19 protein-coding genes and 5 tRNA genes are annotated in these 22,869 nt (G+C 37.9%); 1 reads left to right on the top strand and 23 read right to left on the bottom strand.

The annotated features are described in order from the left end of the window. Window positions 1–73: 73 nt before the first annotated feature. The 16 genes from B9N65_RS09450 to B9N65_RS09375 all read right to left on the bottom strand — a co-directional run bounded on the left by B9N65_RS09450 (window position 74) and on the right by B9N65_RS09375 (window position 14,369). Window positions 74–463, bottom strand: a complete 390-nt coding sequence (locus B9N65_RS09450) for a DoxX family protein (protein ID WP_087583694.1) — start codon at window positions 461–463, stop codon at window positions 74–76. A gap of 132 nt (window positions 464–595) precedes the next feature. Continuing rightward, a complete protein-coding gene (gene rpoC / locus B9N65_RS09445) occupies window positions 596–5,110 on the bottom strand; it encodes a DNA-directed RNA polymerase subunit beta' (RefSeq protein WP_087583693.1) in 4,515 nt (1,504 codons plus the stop codon). Further along, window positions 5,097–9,242, bottom strand: a complete 4,146-nt coding sequence (gene rpoB / locus B9N65_RS09440) for a DNA-directed RNA polymerase subunit beta (RefSeq protein WP_087583692.1) — start codon at window positions 9,240–9,242, stop codon at window positions 5,097–5,099. The genes rpoC and rpoB overlap by 14 nt, the downstream gene beginning before the upstream one ends. Window positions 9,243–9,360: 118 nt before the next feature. Further along, window positions 9,361–9,738 carry a 50S ribosomal protein L7/L12 gene (gene rplL, locus B9N65_RS09435; protein WP_012001504.1) on the bottom strand — a complete coding sequence of 126 codons (378 nt, stop codon included), beginning with the start codon at window positions 9,736–9,738 and terminating at the stop codon, window positions 9,361–9,363. A 28-nt stretch (window positions 9,739–9,766) separates the two neighbouring features. After that, entirely contained in the window at window positions 9,767–10,252 is a 486-nt protein-coding gene (rplJ, locus tag B9N65_RS09430; RefSeq protein ID WP_009294520.1) for a 50S ribosomal protein L10, read from the bottom strand. A 103-nt stretch (window positions 10,253–10,355) separates the two neighbouring features. Continuing rightward, complete coding sequence (rplA, locus tag B9N65_RS09425; RefSeq protein WP_002941167.1) at window positions 10,356–11,057, bottom strand: 50S ribosomal protein L1; 702 nt, start codon at window positions 11,055–11,057, stop codon at window positions 10,356–10,358. A gap of 59 nt (window positions 11,058–11,116) precedes the next feature. Further along, the gene (rplK, locus tag B9N65_RS09420; RefSeq protein ID WP_021092996.1) at window positions 11,117–11,542 is read right to left on the bottom strand and encodes a 50S ribosomal protein L11; all 426 of its coding nucleotides are present in this window, start codon (window positions 11,540–11,542) and stop codon (window positions 11,117–11,119) included. Window positions 11,543–11,552: 10 nt separating this feature from the next. After that, window positions 11,553–12,086 (bottom strand): transcription termination/antitermination protein NusG, encoded by a 534-nt coding sequence (gene nusG, locus B9N65_RS09415; RefSeq protein ID WP_180385147.1) that lies wholly within the window; start codon window positions 12,084–12,086, stop codon window positions 11,553–11,555. Window positions 12,087–12,097: 11 nt separating this feature from the next. Further along, the gene (gene secE, locus B9N65_RS09410; protein WP_002941070.1) at window positions 12,098–12,277 is read right to left on the bottom strand and encodes a preprotein translocase subunit SecE; all 180 of its coding nucleotides are present in this window, start codon (window positions 12,275–12,277) and stop codon (window positions 12,098–12,100) included. A 17-nt stretch (window positions 12,278–12,294) separates the two neighbouring features. Continuing rightward, window positions 12,295–12,370 (bottom strand) — tRNA-Trp (locus tag B9N65_RS09405). Window positions 12,371–12,389: 19 nt separating this feature from the next. Then, window positions 12,390–12,548 (bottom strand): 50S ribosomal protein L33, encoded by a 159-nt coding sequence (gene rpmG, locus B9N65_RS09400; RefSeq protein ID WP_002941157.1) that lies wholly within the window; start codon window positions 12,546–12,548, stop codon window positions 12,390–12,392. 53 nt (window positions 12,549–12,601) lie between these two features. Then, window positions 12,602–13,801: an elongation factor Tu gene (gene tuf / locus B9N65_RS09395; RefSeq protein ID WP_002941132.1), complete on the bottom strand. Its 1,200-nt coding sequence runs from the start codon at window positions 13,799–13,801 to the stop codon at window positions 12,602–12,604. Between the two features lie 72 nt (window positions 13,802–13,873). Then, a tRNA-Thr gene (locus B9N65_RS09390) sits at window positions 13,874–13,948 on the bottom strand. Window positions 13,949–14,072: 124 nt separating this feature from the next. Then, window positions 14,073–14,149 (bottom strand) — tRNA-Gly (locus tag B9N65_RS09385). A 7-nt stretch (window positions 14,150–14,156) separates the two neighbouring features. Then, window positions 14,157–14,241 (bottom strand) — tRNA-Tyr (locus tag B9N65_RS09380). 52 nt (window positions 14,242–14,293) lie between these two features. Continuing rightward, a tRNA-Thr gene (locus tag B9N65_RS09375) sits at window positions 14,294–14,369 on the bottom strand. A 255-nt stretch (window positions 14,370–14,624) separates the two neighbouring features. On the opposite strand from B9N65_RS09375, the gene B9N65_RS09370 reads away from it, so the two are divergent. Beyond that, window positions 14,625–14,873, top strand: a complete 249-nt coding sequence (locus tag B9N65_RS09370) for a flagellar biosynthesis protein (RefSeq protein WP_087583691.1) — start codon at window positions 14,625–14,627, stop codon at window positions 14,871–14,873. On the opposite strand, the gene B9N65_RS09365 is transcribed toward B9N65_RS09370, so the two are convergent. From B9N65_RS09365 to B9N65_RS09335, 7 genes are read right to left on the bottom strand one after another with little or no spacing between them, the layout of a single operon-like run. After that, window positions 14,870–15,496, bottom strand: coding sequence for a transglutaminase-like cysteine peptidase (locus B9N65_RS09365; protein WP_087583690.1), 627 nt, complete (start codon window positions 15,494–15,496; stop codon window positions 14,870–14,872). The genes B9N65_RS09370 and B9N65_RS09365 overlap by 4 nt on opposite strands. Next, window positions 15,489–16,124 (bottom strand): response regulator transcription factor, encoded by a 636-nt coding sequence (locus tag B9N65_RS09360; protein WP_021085439.1) that lies wholly within the window; start codon window positions 16,122–16,124, stop codon window positions 15,489–15,491. Before B9N65_RS09360 ends, B9N65_RS09365 begins: the two co-directional genes overlap by 8 nt. Window positions 16,125–16,141: 17 nt before the next feature. Next, the gene (locus tag B9N65_RS09355; protein ID WP_087583689.1) at window positions 16,142–16,639 is read right to left on the bottom strand and encodes a DUF5416 family protein; all 498 of its coding nucleotides are present in this window, start codon (window positions 16,637–16,639) and stop codon (window positions 16,142–16,144) included. Continuing rightward, window positions 16,639–18,105 carry an HlyD family type I secretion periplasmic adaptor subunit gene (locus B9N65_RS09350; RefSeq protein WP_021085491.1) on the bottom strand — a complete coding sequence of 489 codons (1,467 nt, stop codon included), beginning with the start codon at window positions 18,103–18,105 and terminating at the stop codon, window positions 16,639–16,641. Before B9N65_RS09350 ends, B9N65_RS09355 begins: the two co-directional genes overlap by 1 nt. 2 nt (window positions 18,106–18,107) lie before the next feature. Continuing rightward, window positions 18,108–20,246 carry a type I secretion system permease/ATPase gene (locus B9N65_RS09345; RefSeq protein ID WP_021085509.1) on the bottom strand — a complete coding sequence of 713 codons (2,139 nt, stop codon included), beginning with the start codon at window positions 20,244–20,246 and terminating at the stop codon, window positions 18,108–18,110. A gap of 3 nt (window positions 20,247–20,249) precedes the next feature. Further along, entirely contained in the window at window positions 20,250–22,199 is a 1,950-nt protein-coding gene (locus B9N65_RS09340; RefSeq protein ID WP_087583688.1) for a bifunctional diguanylate cyclase/phosphodiesterase, read from the bottom strand. Next, entirely contained in the window at window positions 22,196–22,855 is a 660-nt protein-coding gene (locus B9N65_RS09335; RefSeq protein ID WP_087583687.1) for a transglutaminase-like cysteine peptidase, read from the bottom strand. Before B9N65_RS09335 ends, B9N65_RS09340 begins: the two co-directional genes overlap by 4 nt. Window positions 22,856–22,869: the final 14 nt, after the last annotated feature.

Here is a 22,869-nt window from a genome sequence, read left to right as displayed (position 1 = left end):
ACTAAATTTAAATTTTAAATAAAATGTGTGAAAATTTAGCACAAATTTAATCTGTGCTAAATTTAGGTTAAGATCAGTCTTGCTTTATTGCGTATTTGCCGCTGCCAGTCGAGATGATGCAAAGTGATATAGCGATATAAAGATATATAAGCTCTGCTTTAAAGCCATTTACATTAGTTAGTTCAAGTAAATTTGATAAACCAAAATATGAATACAAAATGACAAGACTAGAGCCAAAAACTAGGAGCGCGCCAAGCCTTGAGTAAAAGCCAACAGCGATCATTATAGGGGCTAAAACCTCGCTAAGATAGGCAAAATATGCCAGAAAACTAGGTAGCCCAGCATCAACTAAAATGCTCTTTACGCCGCCAACTCCGTGTAAAATTTTGCCAAAGCCATGCATAAAAAGGCAAATTCCAAGGCCTAAGCGCAAAAATAAAAGTCCAAGATCAACATTTTTCATAATATCTCCGTTACATATTTTTAGTTATGGATTTTATTTAATATTGATTAATGGCTTGTAAATTTTGAAATTTTGTAAATTTAAGTGGGAAATTTATGAGAGGTTTAAGCCCCAAAAGCGGGGCTTAATATATTAGTTTTCTTTGATCTTTATCTTTTTGTCTTTGTAAAAACCAGTGCCAACTGGGATCATGCGTCCAAGGATGACGTTCTCTTTTAGATCTTCAAGATAGTCAAATTTAGCAGCGATTGACGCTTCTGTTAAGACCTTAGTTGTCTCTTGGAATGACGCAGCAGAGATCACACTATCACTTCCGATAGCCGCTCTTGTGACGCCAAGAAGGATCGGTTCAGCGATAGCTGGCTCGCCACCCATTTTCATAATACGCTCGTTCTCTTCTTTAAATTTGTTTCTTGAAACCATGTCGCCAACGATGAAATTTGTATTTCCACTATCGACGATTTTGACTTGGCGAAGCATTTGAGAGACGATGATCTCGATATGCTTATCAGCGATCGCAACACCTTGTCGGCGATAAACTTGCTGAATTTCACTGATCAAATAGTAGTGAAGCGCCTTTTCACCAAGAATTCTTAAGATATCGTGGCTTGAGATAAGTCCATCTGTCAGTTTCTCACCAGCATGGACAAATTCGCCGTCCCTTACTTGGATCTGACGGCTCTTTTCTATCAAATACTCAGCTGTCGTGCCATCTTCTGCTTGGATGATGATGCGCTCTTTTGAGCGAAGTGGCTTGTCAAACCTGACAACGCCATCAATCTCTGCAACGATAGCTGTATTTTTAGGGCGTCTTGCTTCAAATAGCTCACTAACTCTTGGAAGACCACCGGTGATATCTTTTGACTTGGCAACAGCTTTTGGAGTCTTAGCCAAGATGTCAGCTTGTGCCACTTCATCGCCACTTGAAACAAAGATCGCAGTTTTTGGATCAAGCGGATACTTGATCAAATGTCCGCTCTTTGTAGTGATAATGATCGCTGGTTTTACGCCACTTGGCAAATATTCGTTGATAACAAGACGTCTTTGACCAGTTGCCTCGTCAGCTTGCTCAGTCGCACTATATCCTGGCTCGACATCTTCAAAGCTAACCACACCGGCTTCTTCTGCGATAGTTGGAGTTGAGTATGGATCCCACTCAGCGATTATTAGCTTGTCATCTTTTTCAGGTAGTGAGACCACTGTCGCTCTTTCTACCGCATCATTATCTGATACTTGGATGATAGAATTTCTTGGGATGTAGTGGCGAACTGCCTCACGTCCGTCCTTGTCAGAGACGACAACAAAGAAGCCTTTTTCAGTTACTTTGTGACCTTTTTTGATATCTTTTAGTCTATCAAGGAAGTCACCTTTTAGTATGAAAAATTTAACCACACCATTTGCATCTGCGGTGATCTTTCTAGTTACTGGATCGCCATCTGAAATTTTAAGCTCACTAGCATAAGGGATACGATTTGGAACGTTCCAACCCTCTTTTATAATCTCGACGATACTCTCATTCTCTTTTACCTTATCGCCATTTGCATAAGGGATATACATCTTGCCTTCAATCTTGCCGCTAACGCCAGCTAGTTCGTTTGGCTTAGCAAGGTCGTTTCTTCTGATGGTATATTTGATCTCTTCTTTTTTGCCTTTAATTACGATATTTACGTCTTCGTGAGCATATTCGATCTCGATTTTACCATCGATTGTTGATTTTATCTTTGGCTCAACAAGTAGTACAGCCGCACTTCTTCTGTTTGCAACGATTTTCTTGCCGTTGTTCTCGTATGTACTAAGGTTGTAATACCTAATAAAGCCCTCTTTTTGAGCGATGACTTGGCGGTCTTGTTGTTCAGTAGAAGCCGTACCACCGATGTGGAATGTTCTTAGCGTTAGCTGAGTACCTGGCTCACCAATTGATTGAGCTGAGATGATACCAACAGCCTCGCCTGGTTTTACAAGTTTGCCCTCACCCAAATTTAAGCCATAACATTTTGCGCAAACGCCTTTTGGTGCCTTGCACGTGATAGGTGTTCTAATGCTTACTGATTTTATGCCAGCTTCTGTTATTGCCTTAGCTTTCTCCTCGTCAAGCAATGTGCCTTCGCTAAATAAAATTTCATTTGTTATAGGATCGATCACATCATCTGCTAAAACACGGCCTAATACTCTCTCTTCAAGGCTCTCTATTAGCTCGCCACTCTCCGTTATATCTGTGATCTCAACGCCCTCGTGCGTACCGCAGTCGTGCATTGTCACTTTAACGTTTTGAGCAACGTCGATCAGTTTTCTTGTTAGGTAACCAGCGTTGGCAGTTTTTAGCGCAGTATCTGCAAGACCCTTTCTAGCTCCGTGGGTTGAGTTGAAGTACTCCATTATGTTTAGACCTTCACGGAAGTTTGAAATGATCGGTGTTTCGATGATCGAGCCGTCAGGTTTTGCCATAAGACCACGCATACCAGCTAGCTGGCGAATTTGCGCAGCACTACCTCTCGCACCAGAGTCTGCCATCATATAAATTGAGTTAAATCCGCCCTTATCACTTTGGATAAGCTTCATCATCTCGCTTGCAACGCTGTTATTTGTATCTGTCCAGATATCGATGATCTTATTGTATCTCTCACTATCTGTTAAAAGACCGGCGCCGTATTGCTTTTGAATTTCACGAACTTTTTTCTTAGCTTCGTCGATATACTTTTGCTTGCTATCTGGCACGATGATGTCTGCGATAGAGATAGAAATTCCTGCTTTTGTAGCATATCTAAAGCCTAAATTTTTAAGCTTATCAAGGAAGTCAGCCGTTACTTCAAGGCCGCCATTTCTATAAACATAATCAACCAAATTTGCAATGTCTTTTTTCTTCATGATCTTATTCCACATATTTTCAGGGACAAAATCAGGTAGTATCGCTCTTAGGATCAAGCGACCAGCCGTTGTGAAGATGATCTTATTATCAACCATTGTCTTAATTTTAGCGTGAAGACCAAGGGTATTAGCCTCCTCAGCGATCATTACTTCATCGACGCTTGAGAAAATTTTATTTGCACCTTTTTCGTCATTTCTCTCTAAGCTTAGGTAATAAATTCCTAAAACCATATCTTGTGAAGGGACTGTGATAGCCTTACCACTTGCAGGAAGCAAGATGTTCATTGAGCTAAGCATCAAAATTTTACACTCAGCGATAGCCTCTTGAGATAGTGGTACGTGAACAGCCATTTGGTCGCCGTCAAAGTCTGCGTTGAACGCCGCACAAACTAGTGGGTGAAGCTGGATCGCCTTGCCCTCAACAAGCACTGGGTGAAACGCTTGGATAGAAAGCTTGTGAAGTGTCGGAGCACGGTTTAGCATGACTGGATAGTCTTTAACAACCTCTTCTAAGCACTCCCAAACCTCATTTGTCTTATCTTCTATCATCTTTTTAGCTTGCTTAACGGTTGTCGCATAGCCTTTTTCTTCAAGGCGAGCAAGCAAATGTGGCTTAAATAGCTCTAAAGCCATCTTCTTTGGAAGACCGCACTGATCCATCTTTAGCTTTGGACCAACGACGATAACAGAACGTCCAGAGAAATCAACACGCTTACCTAGCAAATTCTGACGGAAGCGACCTTGCTTACCTTTGATGATCTCACTTAGTGATTTTAGTGGGCGCTTATTTGCACCTTTTACTGCATTTGCTCTGCGGCCATTGTCAAATAGCGCATCAACAGCCTCTTGAAGCATTCTCTTTTCGTTTCTTATAATGATCTCAGGTGCGTCAAGCTCAAGCAGGCGTTTTAGACGGCTATTTCTATTTATTACACGGCGATATAGATCATTTACGTCCGAAACAGCAAATTTACCACCATCAAGATTAACAAGTGGTCTAAGATCAGGCGGAAGAACTGGTAAATTTGTTATCATCATCCACTCTGGGCGATTGCCTGAATTTAAAAAGCTCTCGATAACCTTTAGACGTTTTACGATAGTCTTTTTCTTAGCCTCAGAATTTGTAGCCTCCATCTCTTCTTGTAGCTGATTTAAAATTTGAGTTAGATCAAGCTCAGCTAGCATATCATAGATGACCTCACCACCCATTCTAGCACTAAAGCCAGTCTCTTCATATCTTGAAGCTAGGCTTTGATATTGCTCCTCGTTTAAAACATCATATTTTTCAACTTTTTTAGAATTTTCATTGTCATAATAAGCCTCACCAGCATTATCAACAATATATGCCTCATAGTAAAGTACGCGCTCAAGATCTTTCATCTTGATACCAAGAAGCGCACCTATACGGCTTGGCAAGAAATTTACATACCAGATGTGAGCCACTGGAGTTACAAGCTCGATATGACCCATGCGAGAGCGACGAACCTTAGATGTTGTTACTTCAACGCCGCACTTTTCACACTTGATACCTTTATAGCGCATCTTTTTATATTTACCACAAAGACACTCGTAGTCACGGATCGGTCCGAAAATTTTGGCACAAAACAAGCCGTCACGCTCAGGTTTTAGCGTGCGGTAGTTGATAGTTTCTGGTTTTTTAACCTCGCCATAACTCCAAGATTTTATCTTCTCAGGACTTGCTAAACGAAGTTGGAAAGCTTCAAAATCACGAGGTCTATGCTCTTCTTTTATCTCAACTGGTTTTAAATTAGTTAGTTTCATTTGTCTCATCCTCATCATATATTTCCACATCAAGAGCTAGTGATTTTAGCTCGTTTGTTAGAACAAAGAACGTCTCAGGGATACCAGTCTCAGGAACGTTTTCACCTCTTGTTAAAGCTTTGTAGGCCGAAAGTCTTCCCTCAACATCGTCTGATTTTACAGTTAGCATCTCTCTTAGTGTATGAGCAGCACCATAAGCCTCAAGTGCCCAAACCTCCATCTCACCAAACCTTTGACCCCCAAATAATGCCTTACCACCGACAGGTTGTTGTGTAACAAGGCTGTATGGTCCAGTGCTTCTTGCGTGAACTTTTTCATCAACCAAGTGGTGAAGTTTTAGCATATACATACAACCAACATTAACGCGCTCCCTTATCTTCGAGCCTGTGCGTCCGTCATATAGCTCAGTTTTACCATCGCTATCTATCTTTGCCATCTCAAATAATTTTGCAAATTCGTCAGCTTTAACGCCTTCAAAAATCGGAGTTGCAAATCTTACACCATTGCTCCAATCTTTTGCATACTCAAGAAGCTTCTCATCGCTCATCTTGCCAAGAGCTTTTTTAGCGTCCATTAGCTTAGCAACGCTTGCGATCTCTATCATCTTAGCTCTTAGCTCTTTTATCCACTCGCCTTTTTTGGTCTCAAAAATTTCATTGATCTGCTCGCCTAAGCGGTAACCAACAAGACCAAGGTGGCTCTCTAAAATTTGACCGATGTTCATACGGCTTGGAACGCCTAGTGGGTTTAGCACGATGTCTACGATCTGACCGCTTGGAAGATAAGGCATATCGACCTCTCTAACGATATTTGAGACGATACCTTTGTTACCGTGACGTCCAGCCATCTTATCGCCAACTTTTAGTTTGCGTTTTGTAGCTATATAAACTTTTACAAGTTTTACAACGCCACTTGGCAAAATGTCATCTTTTTCTAAAATTTCTATCTTAGCGTCGTGCTCTTCTTTAAGCTTTTTCTTCTCATTTTGGAAGTAATTTTTTAGCTCATCATATTTCTTTTGAATATCTTTTGAAAAGCTCTTTACTATAGCATTTAGGGTAAATCTGTTGATATTCTCAAAGTCAGCCTTGTTGATCTTTGAGCCCTTTTTATACTCTTTTTTATTTACCTCTTGATCGCTCGCTAGTGGGTTTTTAGAAAGAAGCGCTGTAACTTTTAGCATCTCTTCTCTGTCTAGCATAAGCAATCTATCGTGGTGCTCTTTTTCTAAAAGCGTCTTCTCCTCTTCATAAGCCTTGTTTGTTCTGCTATCTTTTTCATAACCTTTTTTGGTGAAAATTTTAACATCAACAACCACGCCTTCCATCGAAGCTGAAGCATAGAGCGATTTATTTACAACATGGCCTGCTTTTTCACCAAAGATCGCACGAAGTAGTCTTTCTTCTGGGGTTGGCTTAACCTCGCCTTTTGGAGATACCTTACCAACAAGGATCATGCCCGGCTTGATCTCTGTACCGATTTTAACGATACCGCTTTCATCAAGGTGCATAAGCTCCTCTTCTTTGACGTTTGGTATATCTTTTGTTATCTCTTCAACGCCGTCTTTTAGCTCACGAGCTTCGATCTCTTTTTCATAGATATGAACGCTTGTAAAGGCATCTTCACGTATCATTTTTTCACTAATAACGATCGCGTCCTCGTAGTTGTAGCCATTCCAAGGCATAAATGCGATTAGCGCGTTTTTACCGATAGCTAGCTCGCCTTTTTCCATACTTGGACCATCAGCTATGATTTGATTAGCAACGATCTCATCGCCTTTTTTAACGATAGGGTGTTGTGAAAATGTCGTATTTTGGTTTGTTCTTAAATTTTTCTCTAAAGAGTAGTGATCAATATATGGACCAGCTTCATCTTCACCAAGGATAAAGATATTTTTATTATCAACCTTTTCAACTACGCCGCCACGTCTTGCCTTTACGCTCTCCCAGGCATCTCTTGCGATAACGCTCTCCATACCTGTTCCAACGATCGGGGCAGTTGAGCGAAGTAGTGGCACTGCTTGACGCTGCATGTTTGAGCCCATAAGTGCACGGTTAGCGTCGTCGTGCTCTAGGAATGGGATAAGCGAAGCCGCAACACCAGCTATCATACCAGAGCAAAGGTCTATCAAGGTAACATCTTCTCTACGAGCAAGCATCATCTCGCCCTCTTTTCTAACCTCTATCAAGTCCTCAACGATATGTCCGTTTTCATCAAGCTTGGTTGATGCTGGAGCGATAACATTGCCCTCTTCTTGTGTCGCTGTTAGATAGACTATCTCATCAGTTACCTTGCCATCAACGACCTTTTTATATGGTGCCTCAACAAAGCCAAGGTCATTTACTTTTGCATAAGTTGAAAGAGTGTTTATAAGACCGATATTTTGACCTTCTGGAGTCTCAACCGGACAAATTCTGCCGTAATGAGTTGGGTGAACGTCACGCACCTCAAATCCAGCACGCTCTTTTACTAAGCCGCCCTCACCAAGCGCAGATAGACGGCGCTTGTGTGTAACCTCACTAAGCGGGTTTGTCTGATCCATAAACTGGCTTAACTGACCGCCTGTGAAAAATTCCATGATTGTTGCTGTGATCATTTTTGGGTTGATAAGATCATAAGGCATGATTTCATCAGTATTGTTGCTTAGGCTTGTAAATTTATCACGGATAGCCTTTTGCATTTTAACAAAACCAAGGTGAAGCTCACTAGCAAGTAGCTCGCCGATCGATCTTATACGGCGGTTACCAAGGTGGTCGCGGTCGTCAATGTGACCTTGTCCGTTTTTAACTTTTATAAGATATTTTGCAGTTTTGATGATATCTTCACTAGTTAGTAAGGTAACGTACTCTGGCACATCAAGTGAGAGCTTGTGGTTCATCTTCATACGACCAACTTTTGTTAGGTCATATCTTTCAGGGTTAAACAATATATCATTTACAAAGCTTTTTGCAGCCTCTTTAACTACTGGCTCGCCAGGTCTCATGACCTTGTAAATTCTAATCGCAGCAAGGTCATTTTCATCATCTACGCCCTCAGTTTGTTTTAAAACTTTAAGCATGTCGTTGTCGGCAATAAATGAATTTATTATAGCGTCGTCAACTCCGGCTGCAGAGTTGTTTATAATGTCAATACTTTCATGCTCAGCTAAAATTTTTGCAAGTTTATTCTCATCAAGAGCAGATAGTGTGTCATATAAAATTTCGCCGCTTTCTGTGTTTATCACAGGGTTTGCCAAATATCTACCTATAAGTGCTTCGATCGGATACTCAACAAATTTAACGCCATCTTCGATTAATTTATCAGCTTTTTTCTTTGTTAGGCGCTTGCCAGCTTGGTGAAGAACCTCTCCATCTTCATTTTTTATATCATACTCAACTCTTCCTAGATAATCCTCTGGATTGAAAAGAGTTAAAAATTTATTATTTTTAATAACCAAATTTTGTATCGGATAAAATAACTTAATAATGTCTTGTTTTTTATATCCTAATGCCCTAAACAAGATAGTTACAGGCACTTTTCTACGCTTATTTATCCTAACATATAAAATATCTTTTGTATCATATTCAAAGTGCAACCAAGATCCGCGATCTGGAATTATTTGAGCTGTATAAATAAGTTTATTTGCAACAGTCGCACTCTCTTCTTGTTTAAAGATAACACCAGGGCTTCTATGAAGTTGATTTACAACAACACGCTCAACGCCATTTATAATAAATGAAATTCTATCTGTCATCAACGGAATTTCACGTATAAAAATTTCTTGCTCTTTTATATCTTTAACGCCAACTTTATCACCAGTCTTATCATCTTTTTCATGTACGATAAGGCGTATTTTCATTTTTAAATTTACAGAGTATGTAAGACCTCTTTCTATGCACTCTCTGATTGTATATTTTGGTTTTCCAATCTCTGAGCTAACATATTCTAAAGTCAAACGATTTTGCGGATCATGTATAGGAAAAATCGACTTAAAAACTTTTTCGATACCGCTTTCTGTCTGATTGTTATTTAGATTTAAAAAATTATCAAAGCTCTTTTTTTGTAGTTGTAGTAGGTTCGGAACGTCTATCTCTTTAACGACATTAGAGAAGTCAACTCTAAGACGATTTCCTGAGTATAAGCTATTTAACATTGCATCTACCTCGTGGTAATTTTGAAAGAAAAGTATAGCCTTTTAACAAGGCATCTAAAATTTAAAAAAGAGAGAGCCTCTGCTCTCTCTTGAAATATTAAGCCTAAATAATAAAAAATTATTTAAGTTCAACCTTAGCACCAGCCTCTTCAAGCTCTTTTTTAGCTGCTTCAGCTTCGTCTTTGCTAACGCCTTCTTTAAGAACAGATGGAGTTCCTTCAACTGCGTCTTTAGCCTCTTTAAGACCAAGACCTGTAAGTGCTCTAACAACCTTAATAACGTTGATTTTCTTATCACCAGAATCAACAAGAACGATGTTAAATTCTGTTTTTTCTTCAGCAGCAGCTGCACCACCAGCAGCAACTGCACCACCAGCTACCATTACAGGAGCTGCGCTAACACCAAATTTCTCTTCAAACTCTTTTACAAGTTCGCTAAGTTCAAGTACAGAAAGATTAGATATAAACTCTAATACGTCTTCTTTTGTAATTGCCATTTTTAATCCTTATTATTATTTAATTTAATTAAGCTGATTGTTCTTTTTTCTCTTTAAGCGCATTCAAACCAATTGTGAAATTTTGAATTGGCGCATTCCAAACTTGCAAAAGCATCGCAATAAGCTCATCACGGCTAGGCATTTTAGATAGAGCTTTAACTTTATCAACGCTTGCAACTTCGCCATCAATATAAGCTGTTTTAATTTTGAAAAGATCAGAATTTGACTCTTCAAATTTTGCGGCTACTTTAGTTACTGCTAATTGATCTTCGCTCCAAAGATAGATATTTGTATCTTTGAGTTCCATTCCGACTTTATCAGAATTTTTAAGAGCAATATTTGCAAGAGTATTTTTAATAACTTGAACTTTTACATTTTGTTCTTTAGCAGAATTTCTTAAAACTTCAAGTTTTTTAACTGAAAGACCACGATAGTCACAAACTACAATAGCTTCAGCAGTTTTAAATTCACTCTCTAATTTTGCAACAACTTCAGTTTTTTCGTTACGTGTCACTTTTTCTCCTTTCCGACCGGTAATTTCAAGCAGAGCGGGTCGAATCAATTAAGCCCAATGGCCTCGGCTATCTCCAATCTAAGATATAAATTTCTCTAAATTCTTATTTTAAGTCCATAACTTCTTGAGTATCAAGAGTTACAGAAGGGCTCATTGTTAAAGACAATGAAGCATTTTTTACATATCTACCTTTTGCAGTCGCAGGTTTATGTTTATTAATAGCTTTAATAAATGTTGAAATATTTTCATTTAATTGCTCTTTAGTAAAATTAACCTTACCAAGACCTGCATGTATATTTCCTTGCTTATCAACACGGAAATTTACCTGACCACTTTTTGCATTATTAACAGCTTGTGCAACATCCATTGTAACTGTTCCAGTTTTTGGATTTGGCATTAACCCTTTAGGTCCTAAAATTCTACCAACTTTACCTACAAGACCCATTAAATTTGGAGTAGCTATAAGAACATCAAAGTTCATTATACCTTTTTGGATATCCTCAACTAGATCATCAGCACCAACTATGTCAGCACCAGCAGCTTTTGCCTCATCAGCTTTAGCGTCTTTTGCTATAACAGCAACTCTTACAACTTTGCCTGTACCAGCTGGTAAAACAACAGAACCACGAACCATTTGATCTGCATGTCTTGGATCAACGTTTAATTTTAACGCAATCTCAACTGTCTCATTAAATTTAGCAGAAGCTAGAGTTTTAACTGTATCAATAGCCTCGCTAAGGTTATAAATTTTATCTTGCTCTACTTTTTTGAGCAATTCTTGAAATCTCTTACTAGTTTTTCCCATAAATTTCTCCGCATATAAATTGCTTCCGTCTTTTGAAAATCAACCTGACGGTAGAGGTTTTAGTCTATTACTTCGACACCCATTGAACGAGCTGAACCAGCGATGATCTTAGCTGCTTGCTCTTTATCATTTGTATTTAAATCAACAAGTTTTTTCTCAACAATTTCTAAAACTTGAGCTTTTGTCAATTTACCTACCTTATTTTTTAAAGGATTATCTGTTCCTTTTGTTATACCTGCAGCCTTTTTAATAAGGTCTGTAGCAGGTGGTTGCTTTGTGATAAATGTAAAACTTTTATCAGCATAAACTGTTATAACGACCGGGATATTAAATCCAACCATATCTTTTGTTTTTTCATTAAAGGCTTTACAAAATTCCATAATATTAACGCCTTTTTGTCCTAATGCTGGACCAACTGGCGGGCTAGGATTTGCTTTTGTTGCGGCAATTTGTAATTTTATTTCACCTATAACTTTTTTAGCCATTTCTTGCTCCTTAAATTATCTTCTCAACTTGTGAATACAAAATATCAACAGGGGTACTTCTACCAAAAATAGAAACATTAAGTCTAAGCTTGCCATGTATCATATCGTATTCTTCAACGATACCTGTAAAGTTAGCAAAAGGACCTTCTGTTATGCGAACGCTTTCACCATCCTCAAAAAATATTTTAGGTTTTGGTGCCGCTCTTTTTTGAACTTTCTCCAAGATAGTATTTATATCTTTTTCAGTCAATGGTGTAGGCTTTTTAGCCTCACCAATAAAACGTCCAACCTTTGGCAAAGACTGAATCTTATGCCAAAGAGCTGTATCAAGATCTAAACATGCAAAAGCATATCCAGGATAAAGAGTTCTTTCATTAATTTTTTGCTTACCATTTTTTATCTCTATTACGTCTTCTGTAGGAACTATAACTTCTTTTAGTTGATCTTCAATACCGTGATCTCTAACTAAATTTTCAATTCCTCTTTTTACTGCCATTTCGCTACCAGCGTAAGTTTGTATAGCATACCATTTATGAGACATTATTTTTCCTTATCCTATATAACTTTAGAAAGAACAAAGGACATAATAACATCAACAAGAGCTAAAAAAAGTGAAACAACAGCGACCACGATAAAAACTGCAATAAAAGCATTTCTAATTTGTTCTTTAGTAGGAAAGATAACTTTCATTATTTCCAATTTAGATAGCTTTATATAATTTATAAATTTTTCCATAATCTTAACCTTAATTGTGGCAGGGCAAGAGGGATTCGAACCCCCAACCATTGGATTTGGAATCCAGCGCTCTACCGTTGGAGCTATTGCCCTAATAGCTACTTATTCTTAATTAGCTTTTTAACTTAACTTCTTTATGAACAGTATGTTTTTTTAATCTTGGGCAATATTTTTTGAGCTCAACCTTATCTGTAGTGGTTTTGCTGTTTTTTGTAGTAGTATAATTGATATCACCACACTCAGAGCATTTTAAACCGATTTTAATTCTCATATATATTCCTTATAGAAAGCCAAAGGGTTTCCCCTTTGGCATAATTTTATAAATTAACCAAGTATTTTTGAAACAACACCTGAACCAACAGTTCTACCACCTTCACGGATAGCAAAACGAGTACCTTCTTCTAGTGCAACTGGAGCGATAAGCTCAACAGAAATTCTTACGTTATCACCTGGCATAACCATCTCTGTGCCTTCTGGCAATGTAATAGAACCAGTAACGTCAGTTGTTCTTACGTAGAATTGTGGTCTATAGTTGTTAAAGAAAGGAGTATGGCGACCGCCCTCTTCTTTAGTTAGAATATAAACCTCGCCCTCAAATTTTGTGTGAGGAGTAATTGATTTAGGTTTACAAAGAACCATACCACGTTCAACGTCTTCTTTTTTAGTACCACGAAGAAGAACACCAACATTATCGCCAGCTTCACCTTGATCCATCTCTTTTCTAAACATCTCAACACCAGTAACTGTTGTTGTTTGCGTAGGTTTGATACCAACGATTTCTATTGTGTCGCCAACTTTTACAACACCTTTCTCAATTCTACCTGTTACAACTGTACCACGACCTGAAATTGAGAAAACATCTTCGATTGGCATAAGAAGATCTTTATCTGTAGCACGAACTGGAGTTGGGATATAGCTATCAACTGCATCCATTAGTTCCATAATTTTTGCTGACCATTCGCCATCTTGTCCAGCTTTTGCCTCTTCTAGAGCTTTAAGTGCTGAACCAGAAACTATTGGAGTATCATCACCTGGAAAGTTGTACTCGTTAAGTAGTTCGCGAATTTCCATTTCAACTAGTTCAAGTAACTCAGCGTCATCAACCATATCTGCTTTGTTCATGAAAACAACGATATAAGGAACACCAACTTGGCGAGATAGCAAGATGTGCTCTCTTGTTTGTGGCATTGGGCCGTCTGCTGCAGAAACAACTAGAATAGCGCCATCCATTTGAGCAGCACCTGTAATCATGTTTTTTACATAGTCAGCGTGACCTGGGCAGTCAACGTGAGCATAGTGACGTTTTTCTGTCTCATACTCAATGTGTGAAGTAGCAATTGTAATACCACGCTCTTTCTCTTCTGGAGCATTATCAATATTATCATAATCTTTTAGCTCAGCAAGACCTTTGCGTGAAAGAACAGCAGATATTGCAGCTGTTAAAGTAGTTTTACCATGGTCAACGTGACCGATAGTGCCTATGTTTACGTGTGGCTTGTTGCGTGAAAATTTTTCTTTAGCCATCTTTTCCTCCGTTATGATATGTGTCTTTATCTAATTCAAATTCGTATAGTAATATAAAATCATATAAACCAGTGGAGCTCATAGCGGGACTTGAACCCGCGACCTCTTCCTTACCAAGGAAGTGCTCTACCTCTGAGCCATATGAGCGAAAAACGCTTGGCTGAGATGATTTTAATCAACATACAAACAACTAAAAATTCATGAAAATAAAGATGGAATAACTGTGTTTAGTAAAATCTAGATACAGCTCCCAGTTTACTTTCCCAAATTTTGGAGCGGGAAACGGGGTTCGAACCCGCGACCCTCAGCTTGGAAGGCTGATGCTCTAGCCAACTGAGCTACTCCCGCATAACAATGGTGGTGAGACGTGGATTCGAACCACGGAAGACATAGTCAGCAGATTTACAGTCTGCCCTCGTTGGCCGCTTGAGTATCTCACCTTAAACATTAATAAGTTATTTTGGTATTTTCTGGTCAAACACTGTTACAAAATGGAGCTGGTGAACGGACTTGAACCGCCGACCCACTGCTTACAAGGCAGTAGCTCTACCAACTGAGCTACACCAGCACCTGTTTTGTGAAGTGGCAATTATAGCCCAAAATAAAATAAAAGTCAAGGAGATTTTGAAAAATATTTTATCTATTTTTTTGCAATCAAAAATTTATAAAATTTATAACAAAATTTAAAAACAACCCACTAATCTGAGCCAATTTTTCCAAGAATCAAAGATAAATTTTATATATAAAATTTCATATTTTCATAGTTTTATTTTTTTTAAAAGCTAAAATTTCTATAATTACGAAAATTTATAAAGGATTTAATATGCAATTTTTACCTTGGGCAGTAGTATTACTTCTAATTTACGTGATCTATTTCTTAATGATCCGCTATGAAAAAAAGATAGCGACGCTAAGCAAAATGATCGAGCAAAACAGTGATGGTATAAAAGAAAATAGAGACCTTATAGGTCAAAACAGATCACTAATCGAGAAAAATAAACACAACATTGAGAAAAATACTAAAGATATTACAACAAATGTTGAAAAAATAGACATTGACTTGGAAGATTAATTCTTCCAAAATTTCTCTTCTTTTTCCTTTTTTATCAAATTTTCGTAAGTTTGCATTCTTATATTTATAGGCTCTAAATTTATGCCATCTTTTTTTATCTTAAAATATTTCCCATCCATCAAGCAATACTCTGGCACTAAGTCGTAGCGCTTCGAAAGCGGCAAAACTCTAAAGCTTAGATTATCCAGTATCAAAGGCTCTTTGTTTAAATTTTCCCAAACAGCTAGCACCATATGATATTTTTTTGTATTTTTTTCCTGAACTACTAGAAGGCATTTTTGATTATCCACGCCAAGATCTTTTAGGCTATCGCGCTTTGATATCGCGTACTCTTCGCAGTCTCCGCCACCTCGCCTTAAAAACTCGCCCCTAGTACTCCACACATCTACATTTGTATTGTAAAAATCATCATATCTTGGCATCAAAGAATTTAGATATGAATTTATGAGCTCTAGCTTTCTGATAAAGCTTTCGTGTTCTATTTTTTTCATAAAATTTGCATAGTGATTTAGGATATTTTTGCAAATTTGATTTTTGCACTGAGATATATTTTTTGGAGAAATTTCAAAATTATTTGCAAAAAGTGAAGAGACAAAAAAGAAAAGAAGCAAAATTTTACGCATGCAGCTGCTTCATCAAAAGCACAAGACCTATTCTATCTTTCACATTTAGCTTGCTGTAAATCGACGTAGTGTGCGCCTTTACCGTCCTTAAAGTAATGCCTGTTTGCTCTGAAATTTCATTATTTGTTAGACCTTGATAGATTAAGTTTGCGATCTCTTTTTCGCGTGAGCTAAGCTCGCTTAGATCAGACTTTTTCTCTAAAGTTTCACTTTCATTATTTATATATGAGCCAGTTAGTTCTCCGATCATCGCTTGGATAAATTCTGGATAAAGCCAAACTTTGCCATTTAAAATCGTCTCAAAGGCATCTTCAAAGTGTGTTTTTCTCATGTGTGAGTTTGCATATCCTTTGACACCAAGAGCCAGCAGATGTTTGCCTTCACTAAATTTTGGTTCGTTTGCAAGGATTAGACATTTTATATTTGGAAAACTTTCATGAATGGTTTTAATATTTTCATCAAGGCTATCTTTAAAAGCATTTGTGTCGATACCGACGATATCAACCTCGTCGTTTAAATTTGCAAAAAAATCCTTTTTATTATGAGTAAATTTCACATCATCATCTGAAAAATACCCTCGCCAAAGATTATTAAGCGAACCATTTTGAGTAAAAAAAACCACATTCATAACCATATTTCCTTATATCACATATAGGTTTGCTCGTAAATTTTTGACTCATTTACGAAAACGATCACGTGGCGCTCCTTGCCACTATTTGCCTCAAATTTATAACTAAAAGTGGATAAAAATTTCTCAACCACTTCTTTGTCTTCTTTTAAAAAGATACTCATCTCAAAACAACCATTTGATATAGCGTATCTATATGGCACGCTAAGAGATAGTAAATTTAGATCAAAGTCCAAGCTATCGCTGCTTTCATCGTAGCCGTTAATTGATATCTTGATGCTGCTTACTAGCTCATCTTCTATCTTTAGCCCAGCTAAGCTGATGTGCTCTTCTTTTTTTAAATTTATCATCTCATCAAAGCTTTTTTCACAGTCTTTAAAGAGAAATTTGACGACCTCTCTTCCGATTAGATCGCATATTTTGCCATCATTTACAATGACAAATTCCTCAGCCAACTTTGCTCTTGAAATTTGATATTCGCTAAAATTTCGCTCAAAGCTAGCTGACTTTTGCATTATCGCTCCGTTAAAGCGTTTTGTTTTGCTTTTAAGATAGGTTTTAACAGATAGTCAAGTATCGTCTTTTTACCAGTGATGATATCAGCTGAAACTATCATACCAACCTTTATCCTAAGTGGCTTCTCTTCACTACCAAGATAGTTTTTCTCAGTTTCTATCCTGACTAGATAGTAGCTCTCGCCTGTTTTTTCATTTGTCTCAGTATCGGCACTGATCTGCGTTACTTTGCCTTTTAAACCGCCATAAATACTAAAATCATACGCCGTAAATTTAACCATCGTATCAAGCCCAGGTCTTAAAAATGCAACGTCAGCTGGCTTAACCTTTACCTCTGCGATGAGCTTATCTTCTAGTGGGACGATCTCTGCGATATTTTCACCAGGCTTGATAACGCCTGAGACAGTATGCACCATCATCTTACTAACGATACCATTTACCGGAGATCTTACATAAGTTCTTTCAACCCTGTCGCTTAGGCTGATTTGCGACTCGTTTATCCTTGCGATCTCAGCAGAGACTTCATTTAGCTCTTTTTTTGCATTGTTTTTAAATGCCAGCTTTGCCTCTTCTATCTTATTTTTTGCCTCTTTTATGGTTGATTCGACCCTTGGTACAGCAAGCACAGATGCGTCAAGCTCGCCCTTTAGGTCATTTACACGTCTTTGAAGTTGGATATACTCGACCTCACTAACAAGACCTTTTTTAAAGATAGGCTCCATGATCGCTTTCTCTTTTAAAACAAGGTTGTAGCTATTTTGAGTTTGAGAAATTTTATTTCTAAGCTCATTTAGCTCACTTTGGCGTTGATGGATCTGCTCTGTTAGAATTCCTATTTGCTCATTTAAGTGATCGATGTTTGAGTTATGCAAGCTTATCTCGTATCTTACGGCCTTGCTATTGTTCGCATCTCTTGTTTCGTTATAGTCAAATTCTTTATCATTTGCTTCAGCATCAAGCCTCATAAATTTAGCCTGAAGCTCATCAAGTCTTAGCTTTGACTCGCCATAGCTACTTGTAAAGTTTTTGTTATCAAGCCTGATTAAGATCTGATCTTTTTTAACCTCATCGCCCTCTTTTACAAAAATTTGATCCACGATACCGCCCTCAAGGTTTTGTATCGCTTGGTTTTTGCCTGATGGGATGATCTTGCCGCTACCTCTTGTTATCTCATCTATCTGTGCCCATGAAGCCCACAAAAGTAGCCAAAATACAGTTATACTAACTGCATAAAGTATCTTTTTTGAGGTTGATGGAGCTTTTGCCAAAACTGCTTCTGAGAGGCTTGACATAAATTTCAAGTCATAAGCATCGTAGTTTTTTGCTTGGATGTTTGACTTGATGCCATCTACGCTATTTAAAATTTGATCTCCAGCGCTCTCTTGATCTTTTATGTCGCTTTTTTGAACTGGCTTTTCGTCTGGCTTTAAATTTTCATTTTGTTGATTTTTTATATCTTCTTGCATAATCACTTCCCACTAAGTCTAGCTAAAACTTCGTCTCTTGGACCATCTAGTAAAATTTTGCCGTTATCCATCACTATGAGCCTATCAACAAGATCGAGCATCGATGTTCTGTGAGTTACTAAAATCATAGTTTTATTTACGGTATTTACCTTTAAATTTGCTTTTAGCTTGCTCTCAACTGTATTGTCTAGTGAATTTGTAGGCTCGTCAAGTAAGATGATAGGACTATCAAGCAAAAATGCCCTAGCCACAGCTATACTTTGACGCTGACCGCCGCTAATGCCATCACCTCTTTCAAATACTGGCATATCAAAACCAAGCGGGTGAGCATTGACATATTCATCGACGCCACTTACCTTAGCCGCCTTAATGATCTGCATATCATCGACATAAGGAGCTTTTTGAACGATATTTTCCCTAACTGTTCCTTTAAATAGCACAACATCTTGTGGCACGTAGCCGATATTTCTTCTAAGATCAGCTGGGTCTATCTGGTTGATATCTATACCATCGATTAGCACTGAGCCTTCAGTCGGTGCGTAAAGACCTAGGATTATCTTTTGTAAGGTTGTCTTACCAGAGCCATTTCTACCGATGATGCCTACTTTCTCACCTGGCTGAATGACAAAATTTATCCTATCAAGAGAGCCTTTTGTAGTATCTGGGTATGTAAAGCTAACGTTTTTAAACTCTATCTTACCGTCAAAAGAATTTCTTCTAACAAATTTCTTGCCCTCAGGCCTTTCAACTGGCATCTGCATGATCTTGCTAAGGCTTTGATAAGCTGTCTTTGTCTGCTCAAAATTTGCAGCTAGTGAGGCTACTTGACCCATAGGAGCGATCGCACGAGAGCTAAGCATAACAGCAGCGATCAAACCACCCATTGTAAGGTGCGTATCTTGTATCATATAAACGCCAAGAACGATAATAGCGATAGTGTTTAGCTGCACCAAAAATGAAGTCACAGTTGTGATTGAAGTAGTGATTATTTTTGATTTGATGCTTCTGTTTGCTATCTCGCCAGTCGCCTCTTCCCAGTTCCACTGCACGTGACCGCTAGCACCAAGAGTTTTAATGGTCTCCAAGCTGCTAAGACTCTCTATCAAAATTCCATTTTTCATAGCTGAAGCTTCAAATGTGCTTTTGATCGCGTTTTGAAGTGGATCTTTTATAAAAAATGTGTAGCACAAAATAGCTATCATGATGACGATAGGCACAAGCACAAGGTAGCTTCCTATGAAGTAGGTAACTATCAAAAAGATTAACGCAAATGGTAGATCCACAATGGCAGCAAGCGACGCAGATGAGAAGAAATTTCTAACTGTGTCAAATTCTTTTAAATTACTAGCAAATGAACCAACTGACTTTGGCTTATTGCTAAACTTCATATCCATGACGCGCTCAAACAGGATAGAGCTCATAATGATATCGCTCTTCTTACCTGCGATCTCAAGAAAATATGAACGAACAAATTTTAAAAATAGATCAATGCCATAAACGACGCTCACGCCAAGCGCTAGAACCCAAAGTGTCTCAACTGCATTATTTGGCACAACGCGGTCATAGACGTTCATCGTAAAGAGCGGACTTGCAAGGACAAATAAGTTTATGATAAAGCTTGCTATCACGACATCAAAGTAAATTTTCTTAGAGCGCTTTAAAGTGCCCCAAAACCAGTGGTCATTACCAGCGTCGATAAGCTTTGTCGAGCTTGTATCTTCTGGGACAAATTCACGTTTTAGGTAGTAAGCATAGCCTAGATACTCATCTTTTAGCTTACTTGTTTCTATCGTGCTAGTGCCAGTTGAAAGGTCAGGCGTGATGATGTTTGCCATCTTTTTGTCTTCGCTGAAAGATTGCAAGATGCAAGCTTTTTTGCCTCTAAGCATCAAGATGCAAGGCAAAACTAAAGGCGAAATTTGATCAAGGTCTTTTCTGACAAGCGTCGATGCAAAGCCAGCACGTGAAGCTGCACGAGAAAATAAAGACTTCGAGCTCTTTAGTGAAAAAAGCTCGATCTCTTCGCCATCTTTTACAGGCAGACCGATAGTCAAAGCATCGGCACTATATGGGTTATTGTGAAGTTTGGTAAAGATCACCAAACATTGAAGCAGTTCGTCTTTTATCTTATCGCTATGCATCTATCATCCAATATTTTTGATTTCATCTATGTAAATTCCTTGCATATTTTTAATGCCAAGCTCAATTAGCTTACTCTTTTGCTCTTCACTCTCAACACCGATCGCAATCAAAATGATATCTTTTGAGCTTAAAACAACATCTAGTGATTGTTTTGTATTTGCCCCTGATTTATCACTTAAAAAGTCGATTAAGACATTTGACTGGATCTTTACGTAGTCTGGATTAAATTCTTTTAATTTCTCAATGCCTTTTGCGTTAAGATCAAAGTGGTCAAATCCAAAACCAAAGCCGAGTTCTTTCAATTTTTTAGTAAGTCTAACTATACTTTCGATACTAATATCGTCTTTGTTTGGAATTTCTATATAGTTTTTAGATTTTGAAATTTGAGCGATTTTCTTAAGCGTAGCTTCAAGTTTTGAGAAATTTTCATCCGAACTTAATATCTCTTTTCCTAAATTTATCGCCAAGCTTCCTTGAGGCAAGATATTTTCAGGCAAAATTCTAGCGATTCTATTTAGGATATGAAGATCAAGCATCGCACCTAAATTTAGCTCATTTACCATTGGCATAAAGTATGATGCCATACGCCATTTGCCTTCGCTATCAACGAGCCTTAGATAAAGTTCATACTGCTCAAAGCTTGAGTCAAAACCAACTACTTTTTGAGCTGCAAATTTAAATTTATCCTCTTTTATAGAATCAAAGATAAGCTCTTTATATTTCTCTTTACCGATGACTAGGGTGTTTTGATTTGCATTAAATTCCTTGCAAGTAAAGCAGCCAGCCAGTCTTGCACTAGCCAAAGTAACGTCAGCTGAAGTAAGTAGTGTCCTCATGTCAGTGCTTGGTGAATACTCGACAATAGCAGCATTAACTGGGCATTCGCTATCATTTATAGAGAAATTTGCATAGAGTTTTTTAAGCTCAGCCATGATCTTATCGTCTAAAGCTGAGAAATTTGATGAGTTTTTACCGTAAGAAAGCAAGATAAAGTCGTTGTCATTTAACCTTGCAACGATCGCATTTTGGTCATTTTCGGTAGATTTTTCTTGTAAAATTTGGGCTATTTTTATGATGACACTTTGCCATTTTTCAAAGCCAAGAACGCCTTTTAGCCCTGCTAAATCTTTAAAGCTAACAAGTGATGCAACACCGCTTGAATACTCTTCACTTGCTAAATACTCACTAAATTTAGTTTGGAAAAATCTTCTATTATAAGTGCCGCTCATAGAGTCTTTATATAAAAGCTCTTGATACTTGCTAAGTGTTGCGGCTTCTCTTTCAAATATGTCTTGAACCTTGCTAACCATCGAGTTCATGGCGAGCACCATCTTTTTAAGGTCAGTTGTGAATGGAATTCTCTTTTGAATGATAAATTTATTATCAAGTATCGCTTCAGCTTGATCTTGAACCTTAACAAGTGGTCTAAATATCGCCTTGAGGGCGAAAAATGCCACGATAAGAGCGATGATGATCATTAAAGCTAGAAAGTTAAAAATATTTTTTGAGTTTGAGTAAAGCTCATTGTAAGCAAGTGCTGTACTACCTTGAACATAAAGCGTGCCAAATTTGGCCCAGCCAGTCATGATCTCGCTAGTTGCAACTGGTGCTTCAAATTTAGCGATCTTGTAAAACCACTCAGGGATATCTTTAACGATAGTTTGTTGAGAATTTTCTATAAGCACCTTACCATCGACGTCTTCAAGTTTAATGAGCTTGTATCTGCCGCTATCAAACATAGAATTTATCATCGTTTGCGCTAAAGACATATCCTCAGGATCAACTATAGGCTTAAGGGCAAGTCCAAGTGAATTTGCTGTGTGCCTTGCGTTTTCACCGAGCTGGTCGTTGATGTATCCATTTAGGCTCTTAAAATTTAAGTAGCCAACAGCCATAAAAATCACGATGCCAAAAGCTATCACAGCGATCATAATCTGTTTAAATAGCGTCATAAATCCTCTTTTCCTATCCTATCTATTAGTTCCATCCACTTAGGATTTTGTTTTTGATTTCCACCTGGTATTGCCTGACCAAGACCTTCTTGTTTTGCCAAGTATAGCGAATCACCGTTGAAACTATAAACTGGCACAAGGTCTGTTCTTTGAGTTGCGATTTTTATTTTACCATTTATGTTGTCTAAAATTAATGGAATAGACTTTGGTGTATCATAATATGCCAAAACCATATGTGCTTGGTTGTATCTTAAGGCTTTAACGTATGTGAAGTATAATTTTTGAGTTGGAATTCCAAGTTGCTTTAGTGTGAAATATTTTGCGATAACGTAGTCTTCGCAGTCACCAGCGCCTTTTCCTACAAATTCCATTCTGGTAGCCCAGTAATCTTTTTTATGCCAAAGTTGCATATCATCAACCCACCTAAAAGAGTTAAAAAAATCATTTACTTTTATTAATTTCTCTTGTTCGGTTGCATCTTGCAATGAAGTCATTAAAGAATTTAATGCCGACGCCCTTCTTCTTGCATCTTCTCCATAAATTTTAGCCACCTTTGCTATCGTTGTTTGTTTTATAAAATCCCCGACAGCATTTAATGCTAATAACGAAAAAAGGACGCTTAAAGTAAGCGTCCAAAATTTTGTTTTGACCCTCATGGTCATCACTTTTT

The organism is Campylobacter concisus (genome assembly GCF_002165815.1).
GTDB classification, from domain to species: Bacteria; Campylobacterota; Campylobacteria; order Campylobacterales; family Campylobacteraceae; genus Campylobacter_A; species Campylobacter_A concisus_BH.
Note: the sequence above shows the minus strand (reverse complement) of the source record. Positions and strands in the feature narration are given on the sequence as shown.

Bases quoted from the DNA above. Each gene is read 5' to 3' on its own strand.
- B9N65_RS09450 (WP_087583694.1), bottom strand. From the start codon at position 463: ATGAAAAATGTTGATCTTGGACTTTTATTTTTGCGCTTAGGCCTTGGA.
- rpoC (WP_087583693.1), bottom strand. From the start codon at position 5,110: ATGAAACTAACTAATTTAAAACCAGTTGAGATAAAAGAAGAGCATAGA.
- rpoB (WP_087583692.1), bottom strand. From the start codon at position 9,242: ATGTTAAATAGCTTATACTCAGGAAATCGTCTTAGAGTTGACTTCTCT.
- rplL (WP_012001504.1), bottom strand. From the start codon at position 9,738: ATGGCAATTACAAAAGAAGACGTATTAGAGTTTATATCTAATCTTTCT.
- rplA (WP_002941167.1), bottom strand. From the start codon at position 11,057: ATGGGAAAAACTAGTAAGAGATTTCAAGAATTGCTCAAAAAAGTAGAG.
- rplK (WP_021092996.1), bottom strand. From the start codon at position 11,542: ATGGCTAAAAAAGTTATAGGTGAAATAAAATTACAAATTGCCGCAACA.
- secE (WP_002941070.1), bottom strand. From the start codon at position 12,277: ATGGAAAAATTTATAAATTATATAAAGCTATCTAAATTGGAAATAATG.
- rpmG (WP_002941157.1), bottom strand. From the start codon at position 12,548: ATGAGAATTAAAATCGGTTTAAAATGCTCTGAGTGTGGTGATATCAAT.
- tuf (WP_002941132.1), bottom strand. From the start codon at position 13,801: ATGGCTAAAGAAAAATTTTCACGCAACAAGCCACACGTAAACATAGGC.
- B9N65_RS09370 (WP_087583691.1), top strand. From the start codon at position 14,625: ATGCAATTTTTACCTTGGGCAGTAGTATTACTTCTAATTTACGTGATC.
- B9N65_RS09365 (WP_087583690.1), bottom strand. From the start codon at position 15,496: ATGCGTAAAATTTTGCTTCTTTTCTTTTTTGTCTCTTCACTTTTTGCA.
- B9N65_RS09360 (WP_021085439.1), bottom strand. From the start codon at position 16,124: ATGAATGTGGTTTTTTTTACTCAAAATGGTTCGCTTAATAATCTTTGG.
- B9N65_RS09355 (WP_087583689.1), bottom strand. From the start codon at position 16,639: ATGCAAAAGTCAGCTAGCTTTGAGCGAAATTTTAGCGAATATCAAATT.
- B9N65_RS09350 (WP_021085491.1), bottom strand. From the start codon at position 18,105: ATGCAAGAAGATATAAAAAATCAACAAAATGAAAATTTAAAGCCAGAC.
- B9N65_RS09345 (WP_021085509.1), bottom strand. From the start codon at position 20,246: ATGCATAGCGATAAGATAAAAGACGAACTGCTTCAATGTTTGGTGATC.
- B9N65_RS09340 (WP_087583688.1), bottom strand. From the start codon at position 22,199: ATGACGCTATTTAAACAGATTATGATCGCTGTGATAGCTTTTGGCATC.
- B9N65_RS09335 (WP_087583687.1), bottom strand. From the start codon at position 22,855: ATGAGGGTCAAAACAAAATTTTGGACGCTTACTTTAAGCGTCCTTTTT.